This window comes from Kocuria sp. CPCC 205261 (assembly GCF_040981025.1).
In the GTDB taxonomy this organism is placed as follows: domain Bacteria; phylum Actinomycetota; class Actinomycetes; order Actinomycetales; family Micrococcaceae; genus Kocuria; species Kocuria marina.
Genome location: NZ_JAVKPU010000002.1, coordinates 146,198 through 171,402, shown reverse-complemented (window position 1 = coordinate 171,402; position 25,205 = coordinate 146,198). Strand labels below are relative to the sequence as shown.

General features: G+C 70.1%; 22 protein-coding genes. 4 read left to right on the top strand and 18 right to left on the bottom strand.

Annotated elements, in window-relative coordinates; genetic code table 11:
- Positions 1-88: 88 nt before the first annotated feature.
- Positions 89-970, bottom strand: coding sequence for a DUF2382 domain-containing protein (locus tag RF646_RS03865; RefSeq protein ID WP_368835252.1), 882 nt, complete (start codon positions 968-970; stop codon positions 89-91).
- A gap of 336 nt (positions 971-1,306) precedes the next feature.
- On the opposite strand from RF646_RS03865, the gene RF646_RS03860 reads away from it, so the two are divergent.
- The 3 genes from RF646_RS03860 to RF646_RS03850 all read left to right on the top strand — a co-directional run bounded on the left by RF646_RS03860 (position 1,307) and on the right by RF646_RS03850 (position 3,523).
- Positions 1,307-1,798 carry an NfeD family protein gene (locus tag RF646_RS03860; RefSeq protein WP_368835251.1) on the top strand — a complete coding sequence of 164 codons (492 nt, stop codon included), beginning with the start codon at positions 1,307-1,309 and terminating at the stop codon, positions 1,796-1,798.
- A 50-nt stretch (positions 1,799-1,848) separates the two neighbouring features.
- Complete coding sequence (locus RF646_RS03855) at positions 1,849-3,069, top strand: SPFH domain-containing protein (protein ID WP_286737723.1); 1,221 nt, start codon at positions 1,849-1,851, stop codon at positions 3,067-3,069.
- A 118-nt stretch (positions 3,070-3,187) separates the two neighbouring features.
- On the top strand, positions 3,188-3,523 hold the full coding sequence (locus RF646_RS03850) for an RNA polymerase-binding protein RbpA (RefSeq protein ID WP_035961581.1): 336 nt from the start codon (positions 3,188-3,190) through the stop codon (positions 3,521-3,523).
- Positions 3,524-3,688: 165 nt separating this feature from the next.
- On the opposite strand, the gene RF646_RS03845 is transcribed toward RF646_RS03850, so the two are convergent.
- The 15 genes from RF646_RS03845 to RF646_RS03775 form a co-directional block, all read right to left on the bottom strand.
- On the bottom strand, positions 3,689-4,429 hold the full coding sequence (locus RF646_RS03845) for a polyprenol monophosphomannose synthase (protein ID WP_368835250.1): 741 nt from the start codon (positions 4,427-4,429) through the stop codon (positions 3,689-3,691).
- Positions 4,430-4,617: 188 nt separating this feature from the next.
- A complete protein-coding gene (locus RF646_RS03840; RefSeq protein WP_368835249.1) occupies positions 4,618-5,883 on the bottom strand; it encodes a hypothetical protein in 1,266 nt (421 codons plus the stop codon).
- Positions 5,884-5,931: 48 nt separating this feature from the next.
- On the bottom strand, positions 5,932-8,760 hold the full coding sequence (locus RF646_RS03835) for a DEAD/DEAH box helicase (RefSeq protein ID WP_368835248.1): 2,829 nt from the start codon (positions 8,758-8,760) through the stop codon (positions 5,932-5,934).
- A 47-nt stretch (positions 8,761-8,807) separates the two neighbouring features.
- Complete coding sequence (gene tatC, locus RF646_RS03830) at positions 8,808-9,620, bottom strand: twin-arginine translocase subunit TatC (protein ID WP_206398912.1); 813 nt, start codon at positions 9,618-9,620, stop codon at positions 8,808-8,810.
- A gap of 195 nt (positions 9,621-9,815) precedes the next feature.
- Complete coding sequence (gene tatA, locus RF646_RS03825; RefSeq protein WP_368835247.1) at positions 9,816-10,163, bottom strand: Sec-independent protein translocase subunit TatA; 348 nt, start codon at positions 10,161-10,163, stop codon at positions 9,816-9,818.
- A complete protein-coding gene (locus tag RF646_RS03820; protein ID WP_035961557.1) occupies positions 10,147-10,527 on the bottom strand; it encodes a hypothetical protein in 381 nt (126 codons plus the stop codon). The genes tatA and RF646_RS03820 overlap by 17 nt, the downstream gene beginning before the upstream one ends.
- Before the next feature lie 24 nt (positions 10,528-10,551).
- Positions 10,552-12,816 (bottom strand): WYL domain-containing protein, encoded by a 2,265-nt coding sequence (locus RF646_RS03815; RefSeq protein WP_368835246.1) that lies wholly within the window; start codon positions 12,814-12,816, stop codon positions 10,552-10,554.
- Positions 12,817-13,212: an FKBP-type peptidyl-prolyl cis-trans isomerase gene (locus RF646_RS03810; protein ID WP_064846990.1), complete on the bottom strand. Its 396-nt coding sequence runs from the start codon at positions 13,210-13,212 to the stop codon at positions 12,817-12,819.
- A 64-nt stretch (positions 13,213-13,276) separates the two neighbouring features.
- Positions 13,277-14,284 (bottom strand): FKBP-type peptidyl-prolyl cis-trans isomerase, encoded by a 1,008-nt coding sequence (locus tag RF646_RS03805; protein WP_368835245.1) that lies wholly within the window; start codon positions 14,282-14,284, stop codon positions 13,277-13,279.
- A gap of 104 nt (positions 14,285-14,388) precedes the next feature.
- Entirely contained in the window at positions 14,389-15,798 is a 1,410-nt protein-coding gene (gene pafA, locus RF646_RS03800) for a Pup--protein ligase (RefSeq protein ID WP_368835244.1), read from the bottom strand.
- Between the two features lie 4 nt (positions 15,799-15,802).
- Positions 15,803-16,009 carry a ubiquitin-like protein Pup gene (locus RF646_RS03795; protein WP_098055493.1) on the bottom strand — a complete coding sequence of 69 codons (207 nt, stop codon included), beginning with the start codon at positions 16,007-16,009 and terminating at the stop codon, positions 15,803-15,805.
- Positions 16,010-16,061: 52 nt separating this feature from the next.
- Positions 16,062-17,789, bottom strand: coding sequence for a depupylase/deamidase Dop (gene dop / locus RF646_RS03790; RefSeq protein WP_368835243.1), 1,728 nt, complete (start codon positions 17,787-17,789; stop codon positions 16,062-16,064).
- Positions 17,786-19,498 carry a proteasome ATPase gene (gene arc / locus RF646_RS03785; RefSeq protein WP_064846986.1) on the bottom strand — a complete coding sequence of 571 codons (1,713 nt, stop codon included), beginning with the start codon at positions 19,496-19,498 and terminating at the stop codon, positions 17,786-17,788. Before arc ends, dop begins: the two co-directional genes overlap by 4 nt.
- Positions 19,491-20,570, bottom strand: coding sequence for a tRNA (adenine-N1)-methyltransferase (locus RF646_RS03780; protein WP_368835242.1), 1,080 nt, complete (start codon positions 20,568-20,570; stop codon positions 19,491-19,493). Before RF646_RS03780 ends, arc begins: the two co-directional genes overlap by 8 nt.
- A 149-nt stretch (positions 20,571-20,719) precedes the next feature.
- Positions 20,720-21,898, bottom strand: a complete 1,179-nt coding sequence (locus tag RF646_RS03775) for a site-2 protease family protein (RefSeq protein WP_368835241.1) — start codon at positions 21,896-21,898, stop codon at positions 20,720-20,722.
- Positions 21,899-21,979: 81 nt separating this feature from the next.
- Between RF646_RS03775 and RF646_RS03770 the strand changes: the two genes are divergently transcribed.
- Complete coding sequence (locus tag RF646_RS03770; protein ID WP_064846984.1) at positions 21,980-22,876, top strand: PAC2 family protein; 897 nt, start codon at positions 21,980-21,982, stop codon at positions 22,874-22,876.
- Positions 22,877-22,904: 28 nt separating this feature from the next.
- Here RF646_RS03770 and mshC read toward each other — a convergent pair whose 3' ends face one another.
- Together mshC and RF646_RS03760 are read right to left on the bottom strand one after the other, a co-directional pair.
- A complete protein-coding gene (gene mshC, locus RF646_RS03765; RefSeq protein ID WP_286737712.1) occupies positions 22,905-24,215 on the bottom strand; it encodes a cysteine--1-D-myo-inosityl 2-amino-2-deoxy-alpha-D-glucopyranoside ligase in 1,311 nt (436 codons plus the stop codon).
- A 112-nt stretch (positions 24,216-24,327) separates the two neighbouring features.
- The gene (locus RF646_RS03760) at positions 24,328-25,161 is read right to left on the bottom strand and encodes an undecaprenyl-diphosphate phosphatase (RefSeq protein WP_035961521.1); all 834 of its coding nucleotides are present in this window, start codon (positions 25,159-25,161) and stop codon (positions 24,328-24,330) included.
- Positions 25,162-25,205 lie beyond the last annotated feature (44 nt).

Below are 25,205 nucleotides of genomic sequence, written 5' to 3'. Positions count from 1 at the left end.
GCGGTTGTACCCGGACATGGTTGTACCCCGGGCCGGAGCCCGGGGTACAACCGTCAGTGCTCACACGGCGTCAGCCGCGCGCCGCGGATCAGCGGCGGGGAGCCTCGCCGTCACGGCCGAGGTCACCACGATCGACGTCGGTCTCGACATCGACCTGTTCCTTGCGGACGTCGGCCTCGACGCGCTGGGTCTCCTGGACGGTCTGCTTGTTCAGCCCGACCTCTTCCACGGCCACGGCTTCCTTCTGGACGACGGGACGCTCCTCGTGCAGGGTCACGTCCACCTCTTCCTCACCAATGGTGCCGTTGTCCACGCGAGCGTTCGTGTCGTTGATCGGCGTGCGCTCGACGGTGACCTCTTCGCGCTCGACGGGGACGTCCACGGTCTCGTGGTCGGTCACGACGTACTTGCGCAGGCGGGCGTGGCCGGCCTCGCGCTCCTGCGTGCCCACGTTGAGGCGCTCCTCGTGGCGGACCACGGAGGCCTCGTCACCGGCGGTCGCGGCGACGTCGCGGCGGTCCTGGTCCACGGCGTCGCGGTCACGATCGGCAACATCGCGATCGACGACATCGCGGTCGGCGGCGGCGGTGCCGGCGACACCCGCGGTACCAGCGGCAGCGGTGGTGCGATCACGATCGGTGCCCGCGGTACGGCCGTCGTCGTAGTTCAGCTCGTAGTAGCGGTACAGCTCCTCTTCCTCGGCCGGGGAGAGGTGCTGGTCGGCGTCGACCTTCGGAGCGTCCTTGATGACGTCCTTGGTGTAGGGCAGGACCACACGGTCGCCGTCCTGACGAGCGCCCTTCACAGGAACGAAGTTCTCCTTGGCGCCGAACAGACCGGTGTTGACGGTCAGGAACGTCGGCTCGCCCGAGTTGTCGTCCAGGAAAACCTGCTCGACCTTGCCGATCTTGTCACCGTCGGAACCGTAGGCCGTGCTGGACAGAATTGCATTCACGTCGAACGTGGTCATCGCATTAACTCCTCAGTAAGTCTCTGCTGCCGGCGCACGGTTTGTGCGCCGTAGGCCGCCGCACCCGCAATGGGTGTGTGGTCTGGCTTCGTGACCCATATTACGACCCACATAGTGACGCGCCACTGATTTCCCGCACGTTTCTCTCACGGGGAAACCGGCGCGCCATTGCCGCAGGAACGCCGCGGCATGTGATTACCAGCGGCACTGGCGTGGGGCCTGCGGGATCACGTCGGTGTCGTAGGGCACAATGGGCTGGACCACGTGAGATGGATCCCCGGGCTCGCACCGGGGCATCCGAGAACCGATGACACCGGACGAGGACGGAGCCGCACCGTGTGGGACGCACTGGTCAACAATCCCTGGATCCTGTGGCTGATCGTGATGCTGGTGCTCGCAGCCATCGAGATGCTCACCCTGGACTTCCTCTTTCTCATGATGTCGCTCGCCGCCCTGGTCACCGCCGGCGTGAGCCTGGTCGTGGACAGTTTCACCGCGCAGGTGGTGATGTTCGCGCTGGTGTCGGTGCTGCTGATCTTCTTGATCCGCCCGATCGCCCTGCGACGTCTCAACAGGTCCACGCCCACGACCCGCTCCAACACCGATCGCCTCATCGGGCTGCGGTGCATGGCGCTGGAGCCCGTGAGCCAGCACAGCGGCCTGGTGCGCCTGGAGGGGGACATCTGGACCGCCCGCACCGCCACGGCCGCCGCCCTGCCCGAGGGTAGCACCGCCTACGTCCACCGCATCGAGGGGGCCACCGCGGTCGTCGCGGACGTGGCCCCGGTGCCCACGCAGACCAACCCCGGGCGCGGCGTCCGACCCTGACCCCGGACGACCGCCCCGGCGCACCGCCGAACCCCCACCGAAAGGACCCCATGTCCATCGTCATCATCGTCCTGTTGGCCGTGGTGGTACTCGCCGCGGTCATCGCCCTTATCAAAGCGGTGCGGATCGTCCCGCAGTCGCGCGCGGGCATCGTGGAGCGACTGGGCAAGTACCAGTCCACCCTTAATCCCGGGCTGCACTTCCTCATCCCCTTCATCGACCGGTTGCTGCCCCTGATCGACCTGCGCGAACAGGTCGTGCCGTTCCCCGCCCAGTCCGTGATCACCGAGGACAACCTGGTCGTGGGCATCGACACCGTGGTCTACTTCCAGGTCACTGATCCCCGCGCCGCCACGTACGAGATCACCAATTACATCCAGGCCGTGGACGAGCTCACGAGCGCCACGCTGCGTAACGTGGTGGGTGGGTTGAACCTCGAGGAGACCTTGACCTCCCGCGACAAGATCAACGCGGAGCTGCGCGGCGTACTGGATTCCACGACCGGGCGCTGGGGCATCCGGATCTCCCGCGTGGACATCAAGGAGATCACTCCCCCGCCATCCATCCAGGACTCCATGGAGAAGCAGATGCGCGCCGAGCGTGACCGCCGCGCCGCGATCCTCACCGCCGAGGGCGAGAAGCAGTCCCAGATCCTCACCGCCGAGGGTGAACGTCAGGCCGCCGTGCTCTCCGCGGAGGGTGACGCGAAGGCCGCGATCCTGCGCGCGGACGGTGAAGCGCAGGCCATCGCCAAGGTATTCGACTCGATCCACCGCGCCCGCCCCACCCAGAAGCTGTTGGCGTACCAGTACATCCAGACCCTGCCCAAGGTCGCCGAGGGCACGGCCAACAAGGTGTGGATGATCCCCGCCGAGCTGAGCACCGCGCTGCGCGGTGTGGGTTCCTACCTCAACCCCGGTGCGTCGGACGGCCCCGAGGACGACGAGTACGAGGACGAGGCCCCCGTGGCACCGGACCTGCCGGAGAGCGCCCCCATCGTGGAGCACGAGACCGTCAAGGTCACCGAGAAGGACCTGGAACCGGACCTCACCTTGACGGACCCGAGCGAGTTCGAGATGCCGGATTCGCCCTACACGTCCCCGATCGCCCAGGAGGCCGCCGATCCCCACGTGGACGAGGTCAACCTGCCGGTCACGGACTCGGAACCCACGACCGCCGGCACCACCGGGACGGATGCCGAGTCCGGCTCGTTGCCCCGGCACGCCCGCCCGGAGGCCCCCGAGACCGATCCGGGGAATGAATCCCGCTGACTCCCCGTTACGCTGGGAAATGAAGGGTGGGCCCGCGAGGACGGGACGCCGGGTGTGAACGCACCGCAGCGTCGTCGTCCCGCGGCCCACGAAAAAGTACGTCGGGAAGGATCGTCGCGTGAGTGATCGCAGCCTACGAGGGATGCGCCTGGGCTCCCAGTCCATGGAAACCGAGGCCGGGGTGGAGCCCGCGCCGCGTCAGCGCGTGGAATACCGCACCGCGGACGGCGAGTCCGTGTCCGTGATGTTCGCGGCGGAGGCGGAGATCCCCCCGGTGTGGACCACCAAGACCGGCCAGGAAGCCATCCTGGTCAACGGTGAGAAGCCCGAGAACCCCAACGAGAAGCACCAGCGCTCCCACTGGGACATGCTCCTGGAGCGGCGCAGCATGGAAGAACTCGAGCAGACCCTCGAGCAGCGGCTGGCGTTCTACAAGGAGCAGCACGCCCTCTGATTCCCCCGGGCGGTCGGTGATCGACCGCCGACACACCGACGGAACGACCCCCGCCCGATGGGCGGGGGTCGTTCCGTTGGACGAACAGCAGGTGCGCGCGAGCCGATGCCGGTGCGGTGGCTCGAACCGACCCGGGAGCCGGCCGGGCACGGAGCAGCGGCCCGGTCAGCGGCCCAGGCCCAGCTTCCCGGCGAGCGTGCGCGCACGGGCCGTGAGGCCCCACTTGGCCACGCTCGTGGCGGCCTCCACGGTGACGTCGTTGCTCATCTTGGACGCACCCTCCTCGCGTTCGACGAACGTGATGGGCACCTCCACGATCTTCAGCCCCAGGCGCTCGGCGCGCCACGCGAGGTCGATCTGGAAGCAGTAGCCGCGCGAGCGGACCGAGTCCAGGTCCAGGGCCCGTAGCGTGGTGTCCCGGTAGGCGCGGAAGCCACCCGTGATGTCGTGGATGGACGTGCCCAGCAGGACACGCGAGTAGATGTTGCCACCGCGCGAGATCAGCTGTCGCCGCAGCGGCCAGTTCTCGGTGCGCCCACCCGGGACGTAGCGCGAACCGATGGCCATGTCCGCGCCCTGCTCCACGGCGTCGAGCAGCAACGGCAACTGCTCGGGCTGGTGGGAGCAGTCCGCGTCCATCTCCACGAGGACGTCGTAGTCGCGCTCGAGACCCCACGCGAAACCGGCCAGGTACGCGGGCCCCAGGCCCTCCTTGGCGGGTCGGTGCAGGACGTGGATGTTGCCGTCATGCTCGGCCATGGCATCAGCCATGTCACCGGTACCGTCCGGGCTGTTGTCGTCGGCGACCAGCACGTGGGCGTCCGGCACGGCGGCGCGCAGCCGCTTGATGACCGTGGGCAACGATTCACGTTCGTTGTACGTGGGGATAATGGTGAGAACTCGCACCGGGCGTCCTTTCATGCCGCTGGCAGCCGGGCACCCGAGCCCGGACAGACCACTGGGCGGGCCCATCCGCCTTCGGACCAGAGCGGCCCGGAGGACGCGCGCTGTTTTCTAAGGACGGATGAACCCACCCGGCAGTAAGAACTCAGTCTAACGTCAGGGGCGATCAGGACCAAGATGAAAACGCGACGTCATGGGCGCGGTTCCGCGCCGCTCACGAGCGTCCCGGCCACCACGGTGGCCTCGCACCGCGGCAAGCGGGAATCGTCGAGCGCGGGCAGGACAGGCGTGCGCGCCCGCGGGTCCGTGCTCCACGACGCACCCGTGCCCTGGGCCTGTTGCACCATGACGGATTCGGCGTCCCACACCGCGAGCGTGGCCTCCGCGCCCGGTGCGAGCTGCCCCGCGAGGGGTGTGCCCCCGCGGTGAGCGCGCCACACCCCGCGGGTCAGAGCCAGGAACGCAGCGCGCGCGGAGGTGCGCAGGTGCTCGTCGGGTGCCTCGAGGGCCGCCTTGACGGCGGTCCACGGATTGGGGTCGTCGGTCATGAGCGTCACGGGCACACCGGCACGGGACAGGTCCCGCAGCGGCGCCCGTCCGGGCACGCACGAGACGGTGATCGCCAGATCGGCCAGGCGTTCGCACTGGGCTTCGGACAACTGTTCGACGCCCACGATCCGGTGCCCCCGCGCATGGAACGCCCGGCCGCCGAGTTCCTCCGCGGCGGCGTCCGCGGCGTCCAGCAACGCGTCAACGCGGGGATCCCCTGACGACGACGACGCATCTTCCGTCGACGCCTCGTCCTCCCCCGCGGTCTTGTCCGGATCGTCCTCGGGGCGGTCGTTGCCGGAGGCGTCGCTCCCGGACAACTCGTTCCCGGACAGTCGGCTTCCGGACGGGTCGTCCCCGAACGAGCCACTCTTCGACGCGCCGTCCCCGGACGGGGGCAGAACGAGCACCGCTTGCAGCCCCACTCGCGTGCATACCACGAGGTGTTCCCGCGCGGCATCGGCCAGAGCAGCGGGATCACCGAACGCAGCGGCGTCGAGCCCCAGGGCGGGCGACGGCAGTGCCGAGGGGTCGAGCTCGTCGGTGTCCCGCGCGCGGCGCACCAGGATCGGCAGGGCATGCAGCCCGTCCGCGCGGACCTCCCGCGTCGCGGCGTCGAGCGCGTCGGGGTCCGAGCTCACCAGTTCCACGGCTCCGTAGCCGTGCTCGACGCGCGGAAGCTGCCCGGACCCGACCACTCGGTGGTGGGCGACGAACGCGGGGGTGACCACCGCGGCCCGCAGGTCTCCCGGGGTGACGTCCGCGCCGGCCATGGCCCGGGCGGCGTCGTCGGAACCGACCCACGCCACGGTCGCGCCGTCCAGGAGGATGGCGGTGGCGAACGGGTCAGCGGGCGAGTACACCGATCCGTTGATCCACACCCGCACGGCTTGTTGTTCTGACTTCACGTGATTCCCTCCGACCGGGCGTGCGGAACCCCCGCGCCCGGCATTGTCTTACTGGTCGAAGACGCTGTACTCGACGACGCCGCGGCGCACGGCTTCGATGGCCCGGTGCGCGGTCTCGCGCAGCTCGGGATCGAGCCCTTCCACGCCGCGCAACTGGTCCAGGACGTCCACGGTCTGTTTGGCCCAGCGCACGAAATCCCCCGCGGCCAGGTCGGTGCCGGTGAGCGTCCGGGTCAGAGTGGCGCCCCGGGCCCAGCGGTACATGGCGTCCGCGAGCCCCAGCTCGGGGGCGGCCGTGAGCGGCAATCGGTGCTCGGCCTCGCGCGCGGAGAGCACCGACCAGTTGTGGAGCAGGATCTGGACGGATTCCTCCATGTGGGCCGTGGGCATCTTGGGACGCGCGCCCTGGTCCTCGCGCCGGGGCCGGTAGACGAGTGCGGTCATGACACCGGCAAGTCCGGGGGCGTCCAGTCCGTCCAGGAAGCCGTCCCGCAAGCACAGTGCGAGGAGCAGGTCCCGCTCACCGTAGAGCCGGCGCAACTGTTCGCCCGCCGCGGTGGGCTGCAGGTGGCCGGATTCGTCCGGGCTGAGATACTCGAAGTGCGTGAGCACCGCGCACACGCGGTCGAAGGTCGCGGCGATGCTCCCGGTGCGCCCGGCGATCTGCTTACGTAGTGCCTGGGTGTCCTTCTCGAGCTTCCACGCGCGCTCCGCCCAGCGGGCGTGTTGTTCGCGGTCCGAACAACCATGACACGGGTGCGAACGCAACCGTCGGCGCAGGTCCTCGATCCGGTGATCGCGCGCGGAGGTCCCCCGGTCGAAGCGGATCGCGTGACCGCCCGAGCGGGTGCGCGCGGGACGGTGCTCGCGCAACGCGGCCCGCACGGTCGCGGCGAGGTCCTTGCGTTCCTGGGGGGACTTCCCCGAGAAGTGCTTGGGGATCCGGATCCGGGATTCGGGTTCCAGGGAACCGTCCAGGTCGTTGACACCCACCCGGCGCAGTTTGCCGTCCACCGTGAGAATGTGGGGGCGCGGGTCGAAGGGGTGCGCGTCCTCGCGCAGCACCACGGCCCACCCGGCGTTGCGGCCCTGAGGGATCTCGATCACGTCCCCGGGCAGCAGGTCCTGCAGGGCCACCGCGGCGTCGTTACGTTGACGCGCCGAGCGGGACTTGCTCGCGGACTTCTCCTCGGCCGTGAGCTCACGGCGGAGCGCAGCGTACTCGGTGAAGTCGCCCAGGTGGCACGTCATGGCGTCCCGGTAGCCCTCGAGGGTCTTCTCCTGGGAGCGCACCCGTTTGGCCAGGCCCACGACCGAGCGGTCCGCCTGGAACTGCGCGAACGAGGTCTCCAGGATGGACCGGGAGCGTTTGGCCCCGTAGCGCGCGATGAGGTTGGTGGACATGTTGTATGTGGGCCGGAAGCTCGAGTTCAGCGGGTACGTGCGCGTGGACGCGAGTCCCGCGACGGCCTGGGGGTTCATCCCGTCCCGCCACAGCACCACGGCGTGGCCCTCGACGTCGATCCCGCGCCGGCCCGCGCGCCCCGTGAGCTGGGTGTACTCCCCCGGGGTGATGTCCACGCGAGCCTCACCGTTGAACTTGTCGAGGCGTTCGAGCACCACGGAACGGGCCGGCATGTTGATCCCGAGCGCCAGGGTCTCCGTGGCGAACACGGCCTTGATGAGCCCCTCCGAGAACAGCTGCTCGACCACTTCCTTGAACACGGGCAGCATGCCCGCGTGGTGGGCGGAGATCCCCCGGATGAGGCCCTGGTACCAGTCCTCGTAGTTCAGCGCCGCGAGGTCCGCGGTGGACATGTGCGCGGTGGCCTCCGCCGCGAACGCGCGCAGGGTGCGCTGCTCCTGCGGCGTGGTGAGCCACAGGTCCGCGGCCACGCACTGTGCCACGGCGGCGTCGCACCCGGCGCGGGAGAAGATGAAGGTGATGGCGGGCAGCAGGGCCTCGGCGTCGAGCCGGCGCAACAGCTGGGGGCGGGAGATCCGCTCCTGCCGCCCGGTGCGGGGCTCCTGGTGGCGGCCGCCGTGACGACGGCGATTGCGGTGACCGGGTCCGCGCCCACCCGACCGACCCCCGCGGGGATGCTGGGCGCGGAACAACCGAAGCAGCTCGGGGTTGACCTCGGGTTCGTCCCGGTGTTTGTCCGAGTGGCGCTGCGCGGCCTCCTCGACCGTGGTGTCGTCCACGAACAGGTCCAGCAGCTGCGGCCCCACCTGGACGTGCTGCCACAGCGGGACCGGACGGTGTTCGGAGACCACCACGTCCGTGCTGCCGCGGACGTCATCGAGCCACGCACCGAATTCCTCGGCGTTGGAGACGGTCGCGGACAGGGACGCGAGCTGGACGTGCTCGGGCAGGTGGATGATGACCTCTTCCCACACCGCACCGCGGAAGCGGTCCGCGAGGTAGTGCACCTCGTCCATGATCACGAACCCCAGGTTCGCCAGGGTGGACGAGCCCGCGTAGAGCATGTTGCGCAGCACCTCGGTGGTCATCACGACCACGTCCGCTTCCGAGTTCACGGACGTATCACCCGTGAGCAGACCCACACGGTCCGAGCCCCAGCGGCGCGAGAACTCGTGGAACTTCTGATTGCTCAACGCCTTGATGGGCGTGGTGTAGAAGGCCTTCTTACCCCGGGTCAGTGCGAGGTGGATCGCGAACTCCCCCACCACGGTCTTTCCCGCGCCCGTGGGGGCGGCCACGAGCACTCCCCGGCCCTCCTCGAGAGCGCGGCACCCCTGCGTCTGGAACGGGTCCAGTTCGAAGTCCACGGTGTTCTCGAAGGCCGACAGCTCCGTGCTCACGTGGGCCGCGCGAGCCTTCGCGGCAATGTACCGTTCGGCGGGGGAAGACATGCTTCCACCCTACGCGGTGCCTCTGACACCCCGGGAATCGGGGCGGATCAGTCTTCGTGGGCGGTGCTGCCCATCGAGCGCAGCGCTTCCGCCGAGGTTCCCCGGTCCGCGTTCGCACCGGTCGCGGCGGCCTGCCGGGCCTGCTTCTTGGCACGACGCCGGTCCAGGTACAGACACAGCCCCACGGCCACGAAGAACAGCACCAGCAGCGGGATGGCCAGGTAGAGCATGGTCACGGGATCCGGACCCGGCGCGGCCATCGCGGCGATCACGAGCACGACCACCACCACAATCCGCCACGCCTTGAGCACGGTGCGCCCGGACAGCAGGCCCAGCACGTTGAGACCCACGAGCAGCACGGGGACCACGCACGAGATCCCGAAGGTCAGGATGAGCTGGAGGAAGAAGCGCAGGTAGGTCCCGGCCTCCACGAAGTTCGCCCCGCCCTCGGGTGTGAACGCGGTGAGCGCGTAGACGGCCGCGGGCAGCGCGGTCACGGCCAGGGCGCACCCACCCAGGAACAAGGGGATCGCCGCGGCGAGGAAGGCCATGGCGTAGCGGCGTTCGTTCTTGTGCAGCGCCGGCGTGATGAACGCCCACAACTGGTACAGCCACACCGGCGACGCGAAGATCAGCCCGAGCACCACGGCGACCTCCACCATGATGTTGAAGGACCCGCCCACCGAGGAGTAGTTGATGGTCGCGGTGCGCCCGGACTCGGCCAGGCGCTGCAGCGGCTCGGTGATGTACTGCATGAACGGCTCGTACGCCATGAAGCCGAGCACCGCGCCCAGCACGGTGGCCACGGCGGACTTGATGAGGCGGTTACGCAGTTCCCGCAGGTGCTCCTTGAGCGCCATCTGGGCCTGCGGGTTGTGCCGCCGCGACGTGCTCCTACGGCGTTCCCGGCGCTGTTGCCGAGTGGAACCGGGGGCCTTCCCGGAATCCGTGGTGGACATGGGTCCCTGTCCTCTCTGACGGGCCGTTCACCCGCATGCGACGGGGCCGAGCCGTGCGGCTCGGCCCCGCGCGGGTCCCGACGGACGATGCCGGGATCAGGCGGTGGGGCGCTGGTCCACGGTGGGCGCGGGCTGGCCCGGCTGCGGGGTGATCACGGTGGGCTGCTCGGCGGCCGGCTGTTGCACCGAGGGCTGCACCGTGGGCTGGGTGCTCGACTGCGCGGCGGTGGTGCCCGCGACGGGCTGGCCATCGGCGACCGGCTGGCCGTTGACGGTCACGTTCGGATCGTCGTCGCGCTTCATCTCCTTGACCTCGGACTTGAAGATGCGCAGGGACTGGCCCAGGCTACGAGCCATCCCGGGCAGCTTGGGGGCACCGAAGAGGAGCAGGATGACCACGAGGATCAAAACGAGGGTCAGGGGGCTGTCAAACAAGCGGCCCATGGCGGAGTCCTTTCTGTTCAGCCCGGCGCACGTCCGAATACCTCTGGGGCTGCCCCAGGGTGTCCCTGCGCTGCATCCTGCGGATGAGCCGAGCTGTTTGTCGTTGGTCCCGGCCGCTACGGTAGGCGGCGCGGGTCTCGTCCACCGGGGTGAACATGGCTGGCGGGGCGGGTGTGCGCAACGGCGTGGAGTGTCCCTGGGCCGCGGCGTTCCAGCGGGTGGCGAAATCGGTACCGCTTCGCTCGATCTCGTCCAGCGCGGGCAACACCTGCGTGCGCACGACCCGGTAGAGCACCCACCCGATGAACGCGGCAGCGCCCAGGACCAGAACGGTCCACAGCACGACCCACATCCACCACAGCATGGCCCCAGTATAGGCAGTCGACGGCTACGGACGCCCGGGGGTGGGTTCGGGACAGCTGCTGTTCAACCACTGTTCAACGGCGGCCACAACCTCGGGCGGTGAGACCACGCCCACGTGTCCCGCATGCCGTGTGACCAGGGACGACAGTGCATCCAGTGTGGGGAAGTCCACCTCCGCGGCCACGTACTCGGGCAGTGGACGCGGCCCCCGCGCCGCGCGTGCGCGGGACCCGGGAATCGGCTGGGAGTTCGCCTCCCGGGGCGCGGCGTCGGATTCCTCTGTCTCCCCCGGTGCCGAGGGCACGGAGACCTCCACGAAGCGCTTGGCGTGATAGTGCTCCACGATCCACCGCCCGCGCCGATCGGTGACGACCACAGCCTGGACCGGACGACGCTTGGCCGGTTGGATGCTCGAACGCACCTCCGATTCCATGCGCGGGTGCACCTCGGCCTCACCCGCGTCCTCGCAGCCCACGATCCGGTCGGTGCGGAACGTGCGCGGCGCGTTGGCCTGCAGGCACCAGCCCCGCACGTACTGCTGCCCGTCCGAGAAGATCATCCGCACGGGGTCCACATGCCGCTCCGTGACCTCGTCCCGGGAGGCCACGAGGTACTGCAACCGCACGCGCCGGCCGTTCTTGATCGCGTCCCGCAGGCGGGTGACGAGGGCGCTGTCACGGGGCTCCGCGGCGGCGTCGGCGTCCGGTGCCGCAAGCGCGTCCGCGAGCGGCAGCGCGTCCGCGGCGGTCGCGACCTTCTGCATGGCCGAGCGCACGACCCTGCTGTCACCGCCCGGAACGGCCTGCAGGGTCTGCAACCCCATGAGCAGCGCGCTGGCCTCGGGGACCGTCAACCGCACGGGTTCGGACAGTTCCTGCGCGTTGCCCAGGTAGATGTGGCCGTCGTCCCAGGACGCGTCGATGAGCTGGTCCGGCATGTGCCCCGGGCGCCCGCACACGAACAGGGTCTGCAGGTCGTTGACGAGTTCCGCGTCCGTGATCCCGAAATGCCGGGCCGTCTCCTCGAGTTCCGCGCCCTGATGGGCGTAGACGTGGCGCACGATGTGTAGCAGCCGCGCGAGGTGCTGTTCGGTGCTGGCCTTGGCCGCGCCGTGACGGCGCTGCTTGCCCCAACGCACGTCCACGCCGGGCATCCGCGCCTGGAAGGCCCGCGCGTCACGGAGTCTGCGGGCCACGGCGTCGGCGACCGCGTTCTGGGTCGCGATGTCCTCGGCGGTCGGGGCGTCGTCGCTCGTCGAATCGGGTTCGGCCGACGGCCCGCCCTCGGCCGTCGGGGTGCTCCCGCCCTGTGCGGCGTCGCCCCGAATGCCGGGCACGGGTTCGCGGGGCACCCGGGCGTCCGGGCCCGCCGCGCACACGTGTTCCGCCGCGGACTCGGTGTCGTGCACCGCGAGCTGCACGGCGTCGTAGCCCTCGGGGGCCCGCCACGCGGGCGAGTCGGACGGCGCGGCAATGCGGCGCAGCAGCTGGCCCGCGCCCTGGCGGACATGGACCACCACGCACAGCTGCGGCGGCTGGCTGACCATGCGCGCGAGCTGACCGCCCATGGAAAAGTCCCGGGGCGGCTCGAACGTCTCGCGCGTGGTCTCCACCTCGGAGATGATGCGGGAGAGCCGGAACGTGCGCTGCGCACGCCGGTCCGTGTCCCAGCCCGCGAGGTACCAGGCTCCGTAGCGGGAGCCCACACCCCACGGCTGCACCGTGCGCTGGGAGAATGCCCCGGTGCGGTCCACGTAGTCGAAGCGCACTGTGCGGTGCGCAAGCACTGCCGAGAGCAGCGGCTCGAAGGCGGGGTCCGCCACGGCCACGGTGGGCTGCAGGTCCCGGCCCGGCGCGGCCTCGCCGCTGAGCGCCGGTTCGAGCTTGTCGAGGGCGCGGCGTGCGAGCCGGTCCTGGGCAGCGTCGTTCCACGCGTCCGCCGCGACGGCGAGCACCGCGGACTCCTCTGCACTGAACCGCACCCGGGGCAGCCGGTACGAGCCCCGGGGCACGCGGTAGCGCGGGGTGAGCTGCGCGTCCGAGGCCCAGGGGTCGTCGTCCGGGATTTCCTCCACCGGGTACCCGAGTGAGCGCAGGTGCGCCTTGTCGCGCTCGAACATGCGCTCGAACGCGTCCTGGTTCCCGGCGCGGTCGTAACCGGGCACGATCCCGCGCAGCTGCTCACGGGTGTACCCGGACTCGCGGTCGAGCAGGGCGATCAGCAGGTTGAGGAGCCGCTCGGCGGACGCCGTGGTGGAACGGCGCGCCGAAGGCCCCGCGGAGGGCTCCATTCAGCGGACGTCGAGCAGGTCCACCACGAAGATCAGGGACTCGTCCGGGCCGATCACGGCGCCGGCGCCGCGCGAGCCGTACGCCAGCTCGGAGGGGATCTCCAACCGACGCCGACCACCCACCTTCATGCCCAGCAGACCCTGGTCCCAGCCCTGGATGACCTGTCCCACGCCCACCGTGAAGCCCAGCGGCTCACCGCGGTTCCAGGAGGCGTCGAACTCCTCGCCGCCCGAGTACGTGACACCCACGTAGTGGCACGAGACCGTGTCCCCGACCTTCGCCTCCCGGCCGGTGCCCTGGATCTCGTCCACGATCCGCAGCTCGGTGGGAACCGGGTCCTGGGGGAAGTCGATCTCCGGCTTGGAACGATCAAGCTTGCGCTGTCCGAATGACACGGGCTCTACCTTTCGTCGTGGGCCCCCGGGCGGGGCCGTGCCGAGCACACAGTGTAGCCGTGTCTCACTTGCCGGACGCAGAGGACTCCGGGCTCGCGCTCGGTGCCGTGGACGCACCGGGAGTGGCGCTCGCCGAGGCCTGCGGGCTCGCGGTCTCCGTCTTCGGGGTGGGTGTGGTGCCGAGGATGTCCACCACGAACACGAGCGCGCCCGCGGGGTACTGGGAGTCCTTGCCGAGATCCTTCTCCGTGCCGTAGGCCTTGTCGGTGGGGATCACCAGCTCCACGCGCGAGCCCACCTTCTGGCCCTCCAGACCCTCCTTCCAGCCGGCGATCACACCGTTGAGGGGGAAGGAGGCCGGGGTGCCCTTCTCGTAGGAGGAGTCGAAGGACTTCCCGTCCGCCCAGCGCACGCCCACATAGTTCGCGATCACGGTGTCCGACTCCTTGACGGTGTCACCGTCCCCCTCGATCAGCACGTCCGTCTTCAGCTCCTTGGGCTCGCTACCGGAGGGCTTGGCGATCGTGGGGGTGCCCTTGTCGTCCTGCGTAACGTTGGGCATGTCCTTGGAGGGGGTCTTCATCTTCTCGTTGAGCGACGGCATGATCTTCTTGGTCACCTGGTAGACCTCCACCGAGGTGGAGTCGTCCCCCTCGGAGGCCGCGCCGCTGGTCTTGGGAGAGCTGTACGCGATGATCTCCCCCTCCTTGGCTTTCGTCAGGGCGTCGTACATCTGCGGCAGGGAGTCCTTGAGCTCGTCGTTGACGGTCAGCACCTGTCCGGCACCCTGGCTGTAGGTGTCCCCCAGCGAGGAACCATCCGAGCCCTTGTACAGGGCCGCCTGCAGCATGATGCTGTCGCCGGCGTGGATCTCCTCACCGTCCCCCTCCTTCAGGACCTTGGTCTGCGCGTCGTCCACCTTCATTGGGGTCTTGAAGGACACCGACGGCGCGGTGCCCTGCGAGGGGTCTGCGGACAGTTCCACGGAGTCCCAGCCCGAGCCCCCGCTGCAGCCGGTCAGCAGCAGGGACAGGGCGAGCGCGGCGGTGCCGGCAGGGATGATCTTTCGCACGAGGGGGTGACCTTTCGTCATCGGGGTGCTGGCTCGGGGCCAATGTAGAGGACCCGCGTGGGCCGCGGCTGGGAGAGTCCCCGGAACACTGCGGGCGGGTGGGGTCAGGCGCGTCCGGAGGTGATCTCTGCGATCAGCTCCTCGACGTCCGGCTGGGTGGTGGCGAAGGGGTCCTTGCACATGACCGTGCTCTGCTGGTGCTCCCCGTTGAGCTTCAGGTGCACCCAGTCCACGGTGGTGCTGACCCCGGCGTCGTGGGCGGCGGCCACGAACCGCCCGCGCATCCGCGCCCGGGTGGGAGGGCCTTCGACGACGGCGCGCTCGACGTCCTGCGGGGCCACGAACGTCTCCACGGCACCGCGGCGCTCCAGCATATGGAAGAGTCCGTGGCGCGCGGAGGTGTCGTGGTAAGCGAGGTCCAACTGCGCCATGCGGGGGTGGGACCAGTCCATCCCGTGGGCGCTCGCGTAGGAGTCCAGCAGCTTCTTCTTGATGGCCCAGTCCAGCTCGCGGTCCACCAGCGAGCTGTCCTGCTCCTCGACGGCGCGCAGCCCACGGTCCCACAGCCCGACGACCCAGTCGAGGCGGTCGTGGTGCGCGCCGTGGCGCTGCACGAACCGGGTGACTTCCTCAAGGTACTCGCGCTGCAGTTCGACCGCCGAGCGGTAGCCCCCCGCGGCCAGCTCCAGCGGTGCCAAACCGGTGAGGTCGTGGGAGACCTGCCGCAGGGCGGCAGCCGGGTCCGCGAGCGTGCGGTCCGGCAGGATCTGGCCCGCCTCGATCATGCGCAGCACCGCGTCCGTGATGCCGATCTTCAGCGCCGTGGTGGTCTGGGACATGGACGAGTCGCCCGTGATGACGTGCAGCCGGCGGTAGCGCTCGGCGTCCGCGTGCGGTTCGTCCCGGGTGTTGATCATGGGGCGGGAGCGGGTGGTGGCCGAGGACGACCCCTCCCACACGTGGTCCGCCCGCTGGGAGAACGAGTAGCCGGGGCGCCCGTCCCCCAGGGCCAGGGAGCCGAAGGGCGGCGGCCCGTCCGGGTGCACCCGACCCGCGCCCACGAGGATCTGCCGCGTCACCAGTAGCGGCAGCAGGTGCTGGACCAGCCGGGAGAACTCCGTGCGGCGGGCAATCATGTAGTTCTCGTGCGAGCCGAACGAGTTGCCGGCGGAGTCCGCGTTGTTCTTGAAGAGGTGCACCGTGCCGCCCACGCCCTCGGCGTCCAGGCTCTCCTGCAGCTGAGCGCGCAGGTCGTCCACGATCCGTTCGCCGGCGGCGTCCTGGGCGACGACGTCGTGCAGGGTTGCGGCCTCGGCCGTCGCGTACTCGGGGTGGGAGCCCACGTCCAGGTACAGGCGCCCGCCGTTAGGCAGGAACACGTTGGAGGCCCGCCCCCACGCGAGCACCGGTGCGAACAGCCGCCGCGCCGTCTCGTCCGCACCCAGGGGACGGCCCTGCGGTGCGCTGTGGATCAGGCCGAACTCGGTCTCGACCCCGTAGATCCGCCGTTCCACGGTATTACTGGCCGCCCTTCTGCACGAAGCCCTTCACGAAGGCCTCCGCGTTGGTCTCGAGCACGCCGTCGATCTCCGCGAGCAGGTCGTCGGTGCCCTGGGTGTCCCGCTGGGCCTGTGCGGCGCCCGAGGCGGGCGGGGTCGCGGGGGCCGGGGCGTCCGGTTCCTCCTCGCGGCGGGATCCGGTGCGGAAGATGCGTTCCTGTGCCATGGTGTCCTCCTGTGGCTTCTCGAATGAGGTGTGCTGCGCCCGACCGGGCGGTTCAGCCGATGTCGCTGCCCGTGACGAGGGCGGGCCGGTTCGCGGCCACGCGCTCGATCCAGGTCTCGACGTCCGGGGCGTCGAACCAGTCCTCGCACGTGTCCCGGGTGAGGTCGTGAGGTTCGGGCATCCTGACCCGCGCTCCCCGGCGGATCCCGGGGAACGTCACGGTCAGTGTGTCCCAGCCCACCGCGGCCATGTCCCGCGGGTACCGGGACACCGCGGTGCCCCGGAAGTACGCGCGGGTGTCGGTCGGCGGATGGTCCGCGGCCGCAGTGATCCGGTCGTGGTCCACGAGGGTGCGGATCCGTCCGGCTGCGGCGAGCTTGTGGTAGAGCCCCTTGTCGGGGCGCACGTCCGCGTACTGCAGGTCGATCGCCACGAGCCGGGGATCGTCCCACGCGAGACCGTCGCGTGTGCGGTACGCGGTGAGCAGCGCGTACTTGGCCGCCCAGTCCAACCGGTCGGACAAGCGCGCGGGGTCCTCGGCGAGGTCCGTGAGCACCTCGTCCCAGGTCTGCAGAACGTGGGCGGTGTCCTCGTCCAACCCGTTCGGGGCCAGCTCGGTCTCCAGCGCCAACGCTGCGCGGTAGTACTCGCGCTGCAGCTCCACCGCGGTCAACTCCCGACCGTTCGCGAGCGCCACCGTGGTGCGCAGGGACGGGTCGTGACTGATGGCCTGCAGCGCGGCCACGGGATCCGCGAGCTCGAGGCGCGGCGCCCGGTCGTGTTCCACGAGGTTCAGCACCAGGGACGTGGTCCCGAACTTGAGCAGCGTGGCCACGTGGGAGAGGTTGGCGTCCCCGATGATCACGTGCAGGCGCCGGTAGCGGGTGTCGTCCGCGTGGGGTTCGTCCCGCGTGTTCACGATCGGGCGGTGGATCGTGGTCTCGAGCCCCACGGTGCGTTCGAAGAAGTCGGCGCGCTGACTCAGTTGGAACCCAGGACATGAACCGTCCACCCCGAGGCCCACACGGCCTGCACCGCACATGATCTGTCGGGACGCGAAGAACGGCAGCAGGGCCGCGGTGATCCGCTCGAAGGGCACGGCGCGTTCTACGGTGTAGTTCTCGTGCGCGCCGTAGGACACCGACTTGTTGTCCGTGTTGTTCTTGTAGAGGTTCACCGGCGCGGCATCCGTCCCCGTGGAAACCTCCGCTAGGTACTCCACGGCGCGGGCGGCCACCACGTCCCCCGCGGCGTCCCACGTGAGCGCGTCCAGGGGCGTGGTGACCTCCGGGGACGAGTACTCCGGGTGGGAGTGGTCCACGTAGACCCGCGCGCCGTTGGGGATCACGGTGTTCATGATCACGCGGCGCCAGTCGAGGTCCTCCGTGTACATCGCGGATTCGCTGATCGCCTCCGCGGCGATCTCCTCCGCGGTGAGCACCGGCGCCTCATCGGTGAGCTGGCTCGGGTGGGCGTCCTCGCGGGCCACGGTGAACCCCCGGGCATCCGCGAGCGGGGTCTCGGAACCGTAGTCCCACCCTGTGCCGAGCGGGGCGTCCGGGGAACCGGGCTGCGCGGCGTCGTCGTCCGATGGCGTGGGCCCGGCCGAGCCCACGGACCGTTCCCCGCGTGCCGCCTCCTGTTCCCGAAGCCGTCGGGCGACCCACGCGGCGTACCCCGTGACCACGCGGGTCGAGAGCACCGTGGGGTTCGCACCCGGCTCACCCTGGGCCAGCACACCGAACTCGGTCTCGCTGCCCATGATCCGCCGTACCGTCATGCCGCGCCCCCGTCCGGACGCTGCGTGCCGGAGACCCCGGGGCGGTCCACCGCGATCCGGACGTCCTGGATGGTGTCCGCGCGCCGACCGGTCAACCGGGCCCAGTCCTCCGGGTCCGCGGTGTTGGGCAGGTCCTGTTGTTCGTGGAACTCCTGGTTCACCGCGTCCACGAGGTGCTGCGAGGTGATCCCCCGTCGGCCCGTGGTCAGCAGCGTCTTGATGGCCTGCTTCTTGGCGCGGTCCACCACGTTGCGGATCACCGCGCCGGACGCGTAGTCCGCGAAGTACAGGGTCTCCTGGCCGCCGTCGCGGTACGTGATCGTGAGGAACTCGGTGTCCGGGGTGCGCGCGTACATGCGCCCGATCGCGGCGTCCACGAGCTCCCGGGCGGCCTGCGCGCGGGAGCCGGCGCGAGCGACATCGTCCTCACGCAGGGGCAGGTCCTCGGTGACGTACAGCGAGAAGATCTCCCGCGCGCCCTGCTCGTCCGGGCGGTCGATGCGGATCTTCACGTCCAGGCGACCGGGGCGCAGCACCGCGGGATCGATCATGTCCTCGCGGTTGGTCGCGCCCACCACGATCACGTTGTCGAGCTGTTCCACGCCGTCGATCTCCGTGAGCAACTGCGGCACGATTGTGGTCTCCACGTCCGAGGACAGCCCCGAACCGCGCACGCGGAACAGCGAGTCCATCTCGTCGAAGAACACCACAACGGGGATCCCGCGCGCCGCCTGCTCGCGCGCGTTCGCGAAGATCGAGCGGATCTGGCGCTCGGTCTCCCCCACGTACTTGTCGAGCAGCTCGGGACCCTTGATATTGAGGAAGTAGCCCTCGGGCCGCGCGCGCCCGGCCTTGGCCGCGCTGCGCTCGGCGAGCGAGCGCGCAACAGCCTTGGCGATCAGCGTCTTGCCGTTGCCCGGGGGACCGTAGAGCAGGATGCCCTTGGGCGGGCGCAGACCGTGTTCGCGGTAGATGTCCGGGTGGACGTAGGGCAGTTCCACGGCGTCGCGGATCGCCTCGATCTGAGGCCCCAGCCCGCCGATGTCTGTATAGCGGACCTCCGGGACTTCCTCGAGCACGAGCTGTTCCACGTCCGTGCGTTCCACGGGTTCCAGGGCGAAGCCCGTGCGGTGGTCCACGGTCAGCGCGTCCCCGGGCTTGGGGCGCTCACGCCGCAACCGACCCGAGAGCAACAGCACGCGTTCCTCGTCCGAGCGGCCCACGGTGAGCACGCGGTCGTGGTCGATGACCTCCTTGACGGTGGCCACCTCCCCGGTGCGCTCGTAGTCGAGCACCGCGATCACCACGTAGTGCTCGTTGAGCAGCACCCCCAGTCCGGGCTCGCACGCGCTCAGCGACACGAGAGGGCTCAGGGCCACGCGCATCTTCCGTCCCGCGGAGAGCACGTCCACCGACGGGCCCGTGACCACGGGACCGTCCCCGGTGGCCTCCCCCAAGGGCTGGCGACCGTGGTTGACCTGCAGCACCACGGCGAACGTCGCGGGCGCCTCGGCCTCCGCCGCGAGGGTCTTCTTGAGCGTCACGATCTCCTGGCGGGACGCGTTGAGCAACCGCACCAGCTTCTCGTTCTGCGATCCCACCGCCGCGAGCTGCTTGTCCAGGTTGCGCTTCTGGTCCCGCAGCATGTTGATCTGGCGCTGGGTGATGTCCGCGGCCGAACGGCCCGCGGTGCCGCCCGATTCAGTCATCGCGCACCTGACCCTCGTCCGCGCGGGCCTGCTCGTCGATCTCCCGCTGGGCGCGCGCGGCGTGCTCGGCCAACGACGCCGCATCGCGGCCCGCGCGGCGCAGCTTGCGGTCCGAGACCAGGCGCTCACCCAGGGCCACGGGAGTCCACGCCTGCAGATCCTCTTCCGTGTACTCGCTCTTGGAAGCGCGCCGCTTCGGAGCCAACCTGGGTGCGCCGTCCACGAGTCGGCGGGACTGGATCAGGAACCCGGTGTGCGCGACCATGCGGTGGTCCGGGCGCACCGCGAGCCCCTCCACATGCCACCCGCGCACCATGGTCTCCGAGGCCTCGGGCTCGGTGAAGCGGCCGTCCGCGCGCATGGCCTCCGCCACGCGGGACAACTGCGGCACGGTGGCCACATAGCAGATCACCACGCCGCCGGGCGCGAGGGTTGTGGCCACGGCGTCGAGGCACTCCCACGGGGCGAGCATGTCCAGGATCACGCGGTCCACGGACCCGGGCTCCTCCCGCGCGCCCAGTTCCTCCGCGAGGTCCCCGAGGCTCAGTTCCCACGCGGGGTGCGGGCCGCCGAACATGGTCTCGATGTTGCCCCGGGCGATCTCCGCGAACTCCTCCCGGCGCTCGAACGAGTGGACGTGGCCTTCGTCCCCCACCGCGCGCAGCAGGGAGATGGTCAGCGCGCCGGAACCGACCCCGGCCTCCACGACCCGGGCGCCCGGGAAGACGTCCGCCATGGTCACGATCTGCCCGGAGTCCTTGGGGTAGACCACCGCGGCTCCGCGGGGCATGGACAGCACGAAGTCCTTGAGCAGTGGCCGCAGCGCCTGGTACTGGATCCCCGAGGTGTTGGACACGACCGTGCCCTCGGGTTGGCCGATCAACAGCTCATGTGCCAGCACCCCGCGATGGGTGTGGTGTTCCCCCCCGTCCACCAGGGTGATGGTGGTCATCTTCCCGGTCTCGTCCATGAGTTGGACGCGCTCGCCGGAGCGGAACGGGCCACGCCGGTTGGCTGCTCCCCGCACGGTGGCGCCGGTGGGGTTCGGATGGGATTCCTGCTGCTCGCTCATCTGCTCGCTCTCACGCGTGGTCGTCGTCGGGGCCGTCCGGCTCCGTAGGTGCGCCCGCACCGCGGGCCGCCCCGAGCCATTCTCCCACCGTAGCCCCGATCGGATCACCACGCCCCGCGGCGATGGCCCCCACCGTGCTCATGGAGCGATCAGGCGCGCAGGGCCAAGCGTGCGAGGTCCTCGTGGTGCACCACGCCCGTGACGTGACCGGCACCGTCCACGACGCACACCCAGGCGCGGTGCCCGGACTCCAGCACGCGGGCCAGTTCGCCACCGGGGGTGCCCGGGTCCACGGTGGCGTCCGCGGGGTGCCATTCGGCTACGTCCCCCACGGCGACGACGCCGCGGTGCGCCGGTGCCACCCGTTCGGCGAGCTCGGGGTCCAGCAGGCCCACGGCACCGCGGTCACGGACGACGACGTCCGGGGTCCATCCCCGGTAGTCGTCCCCCGTGGCGGCCATGACGGTGGCGTCCACGAGGGCCAGGGGCGTGGTCGGGGAGAACTCCATCGCGGGACGCGCGACACCCCCAGCCCGCACGGCGTCGAGCACGCCCAGAACGCGTGCCTGGCGCAGCGCCTGCCCCGCGCCCATGAAGATGAACCCGGCCACGAGCAGCGTGATCACGAGCACCACCGGTTGGCGCCATACCTGCGCCCACAGCAACCACGCGACCGTGAGGATCGCGATCCCGCGCCCGCACCACGCGGCCACGGTCGTGCCCTTGGCCTCCGAGCGGGTCAGTGCCCACACGATCGCCTCCACCACGCGCCCGCCGTCGAGCGGCAGTCCGGGCAACAGGTTGAACAACCCCAGGATCCAATTGGCCAGGATCAGCAACTGGACGAGCGCCCACCCCGGGCCCGCGAGGCTGTCCGCGGTCACGAAGAGCACACCGGTACCCAGCGCGGCGAGCACCACGTTGCTCAGCGGTCCGGCCAGGGACACGAGCGCGGTGGGCAGCGGTGTGGTGCGCACGCTGCCGAACGCCGTGTGCCCGCCCATGAGGGTCAGCACGATCCGGGTCACTGGCCACCCGGCCGCGCGACCCGCGAGCGCGTGGGCGAGTTCGTGCACCAGCACGCTCAGGGCCAGGCCCACCGCGAAGCCCAGGGCCAGGAGCAGGTTGAGCCAGCCGAGCTCGGGGTACAGCCGCCACAGCACGGGCCCGTACATCACCAGGGTCAACCCCGCGATGAGGAACCACGAACGGTCCAGCAACAGCTCCACGCCCAGCAGCAGACCCAGCCGCACGCCGCGGGGTCGGGGGCCGGCGGGGGCCGGTGCGGCGCGGTCGTCGGAGGGCTGGCGGAACCGGGGAAGGGGCATGCTGAACATGGTAGGTGCGCCCGCCGGTACCGCGCTGGGGATCGGCTCGTGGAACACCCGCATGGGCCGTACAGTGGGACGGTGACCACGTTGGACAATAATTCGGAGCAGCCCGGTATCGGACCTTTCGGGGTCGTGCGTGACGGTGCGGACCAGGAGACCGTCACGGTGCTCATCGCCGCGTTCGAGGGCTGGAACGACGCCGGCGACGCCGCCACGGACACCCTCAAGCTCATCCGCGAGCAGCTCAACGCGAAGGACGTGTTCGAGGTCGCCTCGGACGACTACTACGACTACCAGTACTCCCGTCCCGTGATCCGCCGGCCCCTGACCGGGGAGCAGAAACTGCACTGGCCCACCACGCGGTTGTCCAAGGCGTCGGTGCCCGGGACCAACCTGGACGTCGTGCTGTTGCACGGCTGGGAACCGTCCTACCGGTGGCGCGCGTTCACCGCCGAACTGCTCGAGCAGGCCGCGGCCCTGGACGTGGACTTCGTGATCATGCTCGGCTCGCTGCTCGCGGACGTCCCCCACACCCGCCCGATCCCCGTGACCCTGACCTCGGACACCGAGGAGCTGCGCGAGGAACTGGACATCGATGCCCCCCAGTACGAGGGACCCACCGGGATCGTGGGGGTGCTCTCCCACATGGCCGCGCTCGCGGGCTTCCCCACGCTGAGCATGTGGGCCGCCGTCCCGCACTACGTGGCGCAGTCGCCCTCCCCCAAGGCGCAGCTCGCGCTCGCGCGCCGCCTGGAGGACCTGCTGGGCATGGCCCTGCCGCTCGAACCCGTGGTCGAGGACGCCGAGGCGTGGGAGCGCGGCGTGGACGAGCTCGCCTCCGAGGATCCGGAGGTCGCGGACTACGTGCGCCAGCTCGAGGAGGCCAAGGACACCGTGGACCTACCGGAGGCCACCGGGGACGCGATCGCCCGCGAGTTCGAGCGTTACCTGCGCCGCCGCGACGACCGCGGCTGACCGCGAGGGTCCGTCGGAGGCGGGGCGCTCAGAGTTCGATGCCGAGCAACGCCTCGACCGTGGCGCGCGCCAGCGCGGCGTCCTCGGCCGACGCCCCCGCACCACGCGCGGCGGCACCGCCCAGGTTGCGTGCGGCCCACGCGTCCACCGCGATCAGTGCCGCGGGAGCGTTGAGGTCCTGACCGAGGGCCGCGCGCACGGCCTCGAGCAGGGAGTCCGCCCCGGCCGTTTCGGGTTTGACGGCGGCCTCACGCCATGTGGCGAGGCGTCGCTTCGCCTGCTCGAGCAGGTCGTCCGTCCAGAACCAGTCCGTACGGTAGTGGTTGGCGAGGATCGCCAGGCGGATCGCGGCGGGATCCACTCCCTCCCGGCGCAGGGTCGAGACGAGCACTAGGTTGCCCTTGGACTTGGACATCTTCTCGCCGTCCAGCCCCACCATCGCGGTGTGGACGAAGTGCTCGGCCATGGGCTCACCGGACAGCGCGTACGAGTGGCCCGCGCCCATATCGTGGTGCGGGAATGCGAGGTCCGAGCCTCCGCCCTGCACGGTGAACGGCGCGGGCAGGTACTGCAGCGCGATGACGCTGCACTCGATGTGCCATCCGGGGCGGCCCTCACCCAGTGACGCACCGTCCCAGAACGGTTCGCCCTCGCGCTTGACGCGCCACAACAGCGGGTCCAGCGGATCACGCTTGCCCGTGCGTTCGGGGTCGCCGCCGTGATCCGCGAAGAGGGGCAGCATGCGCTCCCGGTCCAGGCGACACGTGGAGCCGATCACCCATGCGTCGGGGTCGTCGGCGCGCAACCGCCCGGCGGCGTCGACGTCGAAGTAGACGTCCCCCGCGGGCTCCGAGCGCCCGTCCTGGCCGGTGCCCTCCGGGACGCGGTACGCGAGCCCGCGTTCCACGAGGCGTTCGACGGCGGGCACGATCCACTCGACGGCCTCGGTGGCCCCCACGTAGTGATCGGGGGCCAGCACGTTCAGGGCCGCCATGTCGGTGCGGAACAACTCCGTCTGTTCCTCGGCGAGCTCGCGCCAGTCCACGCCGGTGTCGTTCGCCCGCTCGAGCAGGGGGTCGTCCACGTCGGTGACGTTCTGAACGTAGTCCACGGGGAAGCCGGCGTCCCGCCACACCCGGTTGAGCAGGTCGAAGTTCACGTACGTCGCGGCGTGGCCCATGTGCGTGGCGTCGTACGGGGTGATCCCGCACACGTACAGTCCCGCCCGGCCCTCACGCGGTTCCAGCCGTTCGAGCTCCCCCGTGCTTGTGTCGTGCACGAGGGGTGCGGGCGAGGTCCCGGGCAGTTGCGGAACCGGACGGCTGGACCAACGCTTCATGTTCACCTTCGCTTGGACGATTCTTGGACTCCCTCGAACGCAACGGGCGCACCGGGGCCGCTATTCCCTGGTGACCGCGAACGCGCACGTCACGGGTCGAGGGCGGTGCTGATCAGGCGCTGATGAGCCCCGTTCCGAGCATCACGAACAGCGCGGCACCCAGCAGGATGCGGTACCACACGAACAGGTTGTAACTGCGCTCCGAGATGTAGTGCATGAACCACCCGATGATCAGGTAACCCACGCCGAACGCGATCAAGGTTGCCACCGCGGTCTGGCCCAGGGAGTAGACCCCGCCGGGTTCGGCGCCGCTGACCGCCTTGTACAGCTGGTACAGGCCGGAGGCGAACACCGCGGGAATGGCCAGCAGGAACGCGTAGCGTGCCGCGGCCGCGCGGGTGTAGCCCATGAGCAGACCCGCGGTGATCGTGCCACCCGAGCGGGAGACACCGGGCACCAGTGCCAGCGCCTGGGCGAAACCGAAGCCAACGGCGTGCTTGACGGTCAGGTCCTCTAGGTGACGCTCCTGCTTGCCCATGTAGTCCGCGATCGCCAGGAACAGACCGAAGACGATCAGCATGGTCGCGGTGATCCACAGCGAGCGGAACTGGGTCTCGATGTAGTCCTGCAGCAACAGACCGAGTACGGCGATGGGCAGCGAACCCAGGATGATGAACCACCCCATGCGGGCGTCCGGGTCCTTGCGGTCCACGCGGCCGCTCAACGACAGCGCCCACTTCTTGATGATGCGCACGATGTCCCGCCAGAAGAAGATGATCACAGCGGTCTCGGTGCCCAGCTGGGTGATCGCGGTGAAGGTGGCCCCGGGGTCCGCCCCGTTGGGCAGGAACTCGCCCACGATCCGCAAATGGGCGGAGGAGGACACCGGCAGGAATTCGGTCAGCCCCTGTACGAGGCCCAGGATTATCGCTTCGATCCAGTTCACGCGACAACTGTACGGCACCCCCTCCGAGGTGCTTCCCGGCCCGT

Coding starts and splice junctions, on each gene's coding strand:
- arc (WP_064846986.1), bottom strand. CDS start 19,498: ATGACTGAATCGGGCGGCACCGCGGGCCGTTCGGCCGCGGACATCACC.
- RF646_RS03775 (WP_368835241.1), bottom strand. CDS start 21,898: ATGCCCCTTCCCCGGTTCCGCCAGCCCTCCGACGACCGCGCCGCACCG.
- tatC (WP_206398912.1), bottom strand. CDS start 9,620: ATGGCGCTCAAGGAGCACCTGCGGGAACTGCGTAACCGCCTCATCAAG.
- RF646_RS03780 (WP_368835242.1), bottom strand. CDS start 20,570: ATGAGCGAGCAGCAGGAATCCCATCCGAACCCCACCGGCGCCACCGTG.
- tatA (WP_368835247.1), bottom strand. CDS start 10,163: ATGGGCCGCTTGTTTGACAGCCCCCTGACCCTCGTTTTGATCCTCGTG.
- RF646_RS03815 (WP_368835246.1), bottom strand. CDS start 12,816: ATGGAGCCCTCCGCGGGGCCTTCGGCGCGCCGTTCCACCACGGCGTCC.
- RF646_RS03820 (WP_035961557.1), bottom strand. CDS start 10,527: ATGCTGTGGTGGATGTGGGTCGTGCTGTGGACCGTTCTGGTCCTGGGC.
- RF646_RS03835 (WP_368835248.1), bottom strand. CDS start 8,760: ATGTCTTCCCCCGCCGAACGGTACATTGCCGCGAAGGCTCGCGCGGCC.
- dop (WP_368835243.1), bottom strand. CDS start 17,789: ATGACGGTACGGCGGATCATGGGCAGCGAGACCGAGTTCGGTGTGCTG.
- RF646_RS03795 (WP_098055493.1), bottom strand. CDS start 16,009: ATGGCACAGGAACGCATCTTCCGCACCGGATCCCGCCGCGAGGAGGAA.
- RF646_RS03855 (WP_286737723.1), top strand. CDS start 1,849: ATGTCCATCGTCATCATCGTCCTGTTGGCCGTGGTGGTACTCGCCGCG.
- mshC (WP_286737712.1), bottom strand. CDS start 24,215: ATGAAGCGTTGGTCCAGCCGTCCGGTTCCGCAACTGCCCGGGACCTCG.
- RF646_RS03865 (WP_368835252.1), bottom strand. CDS start 970: ATGACCACGTTCGACGTGAATGCAATTCTGTCCAGCACGGCCTACGGT.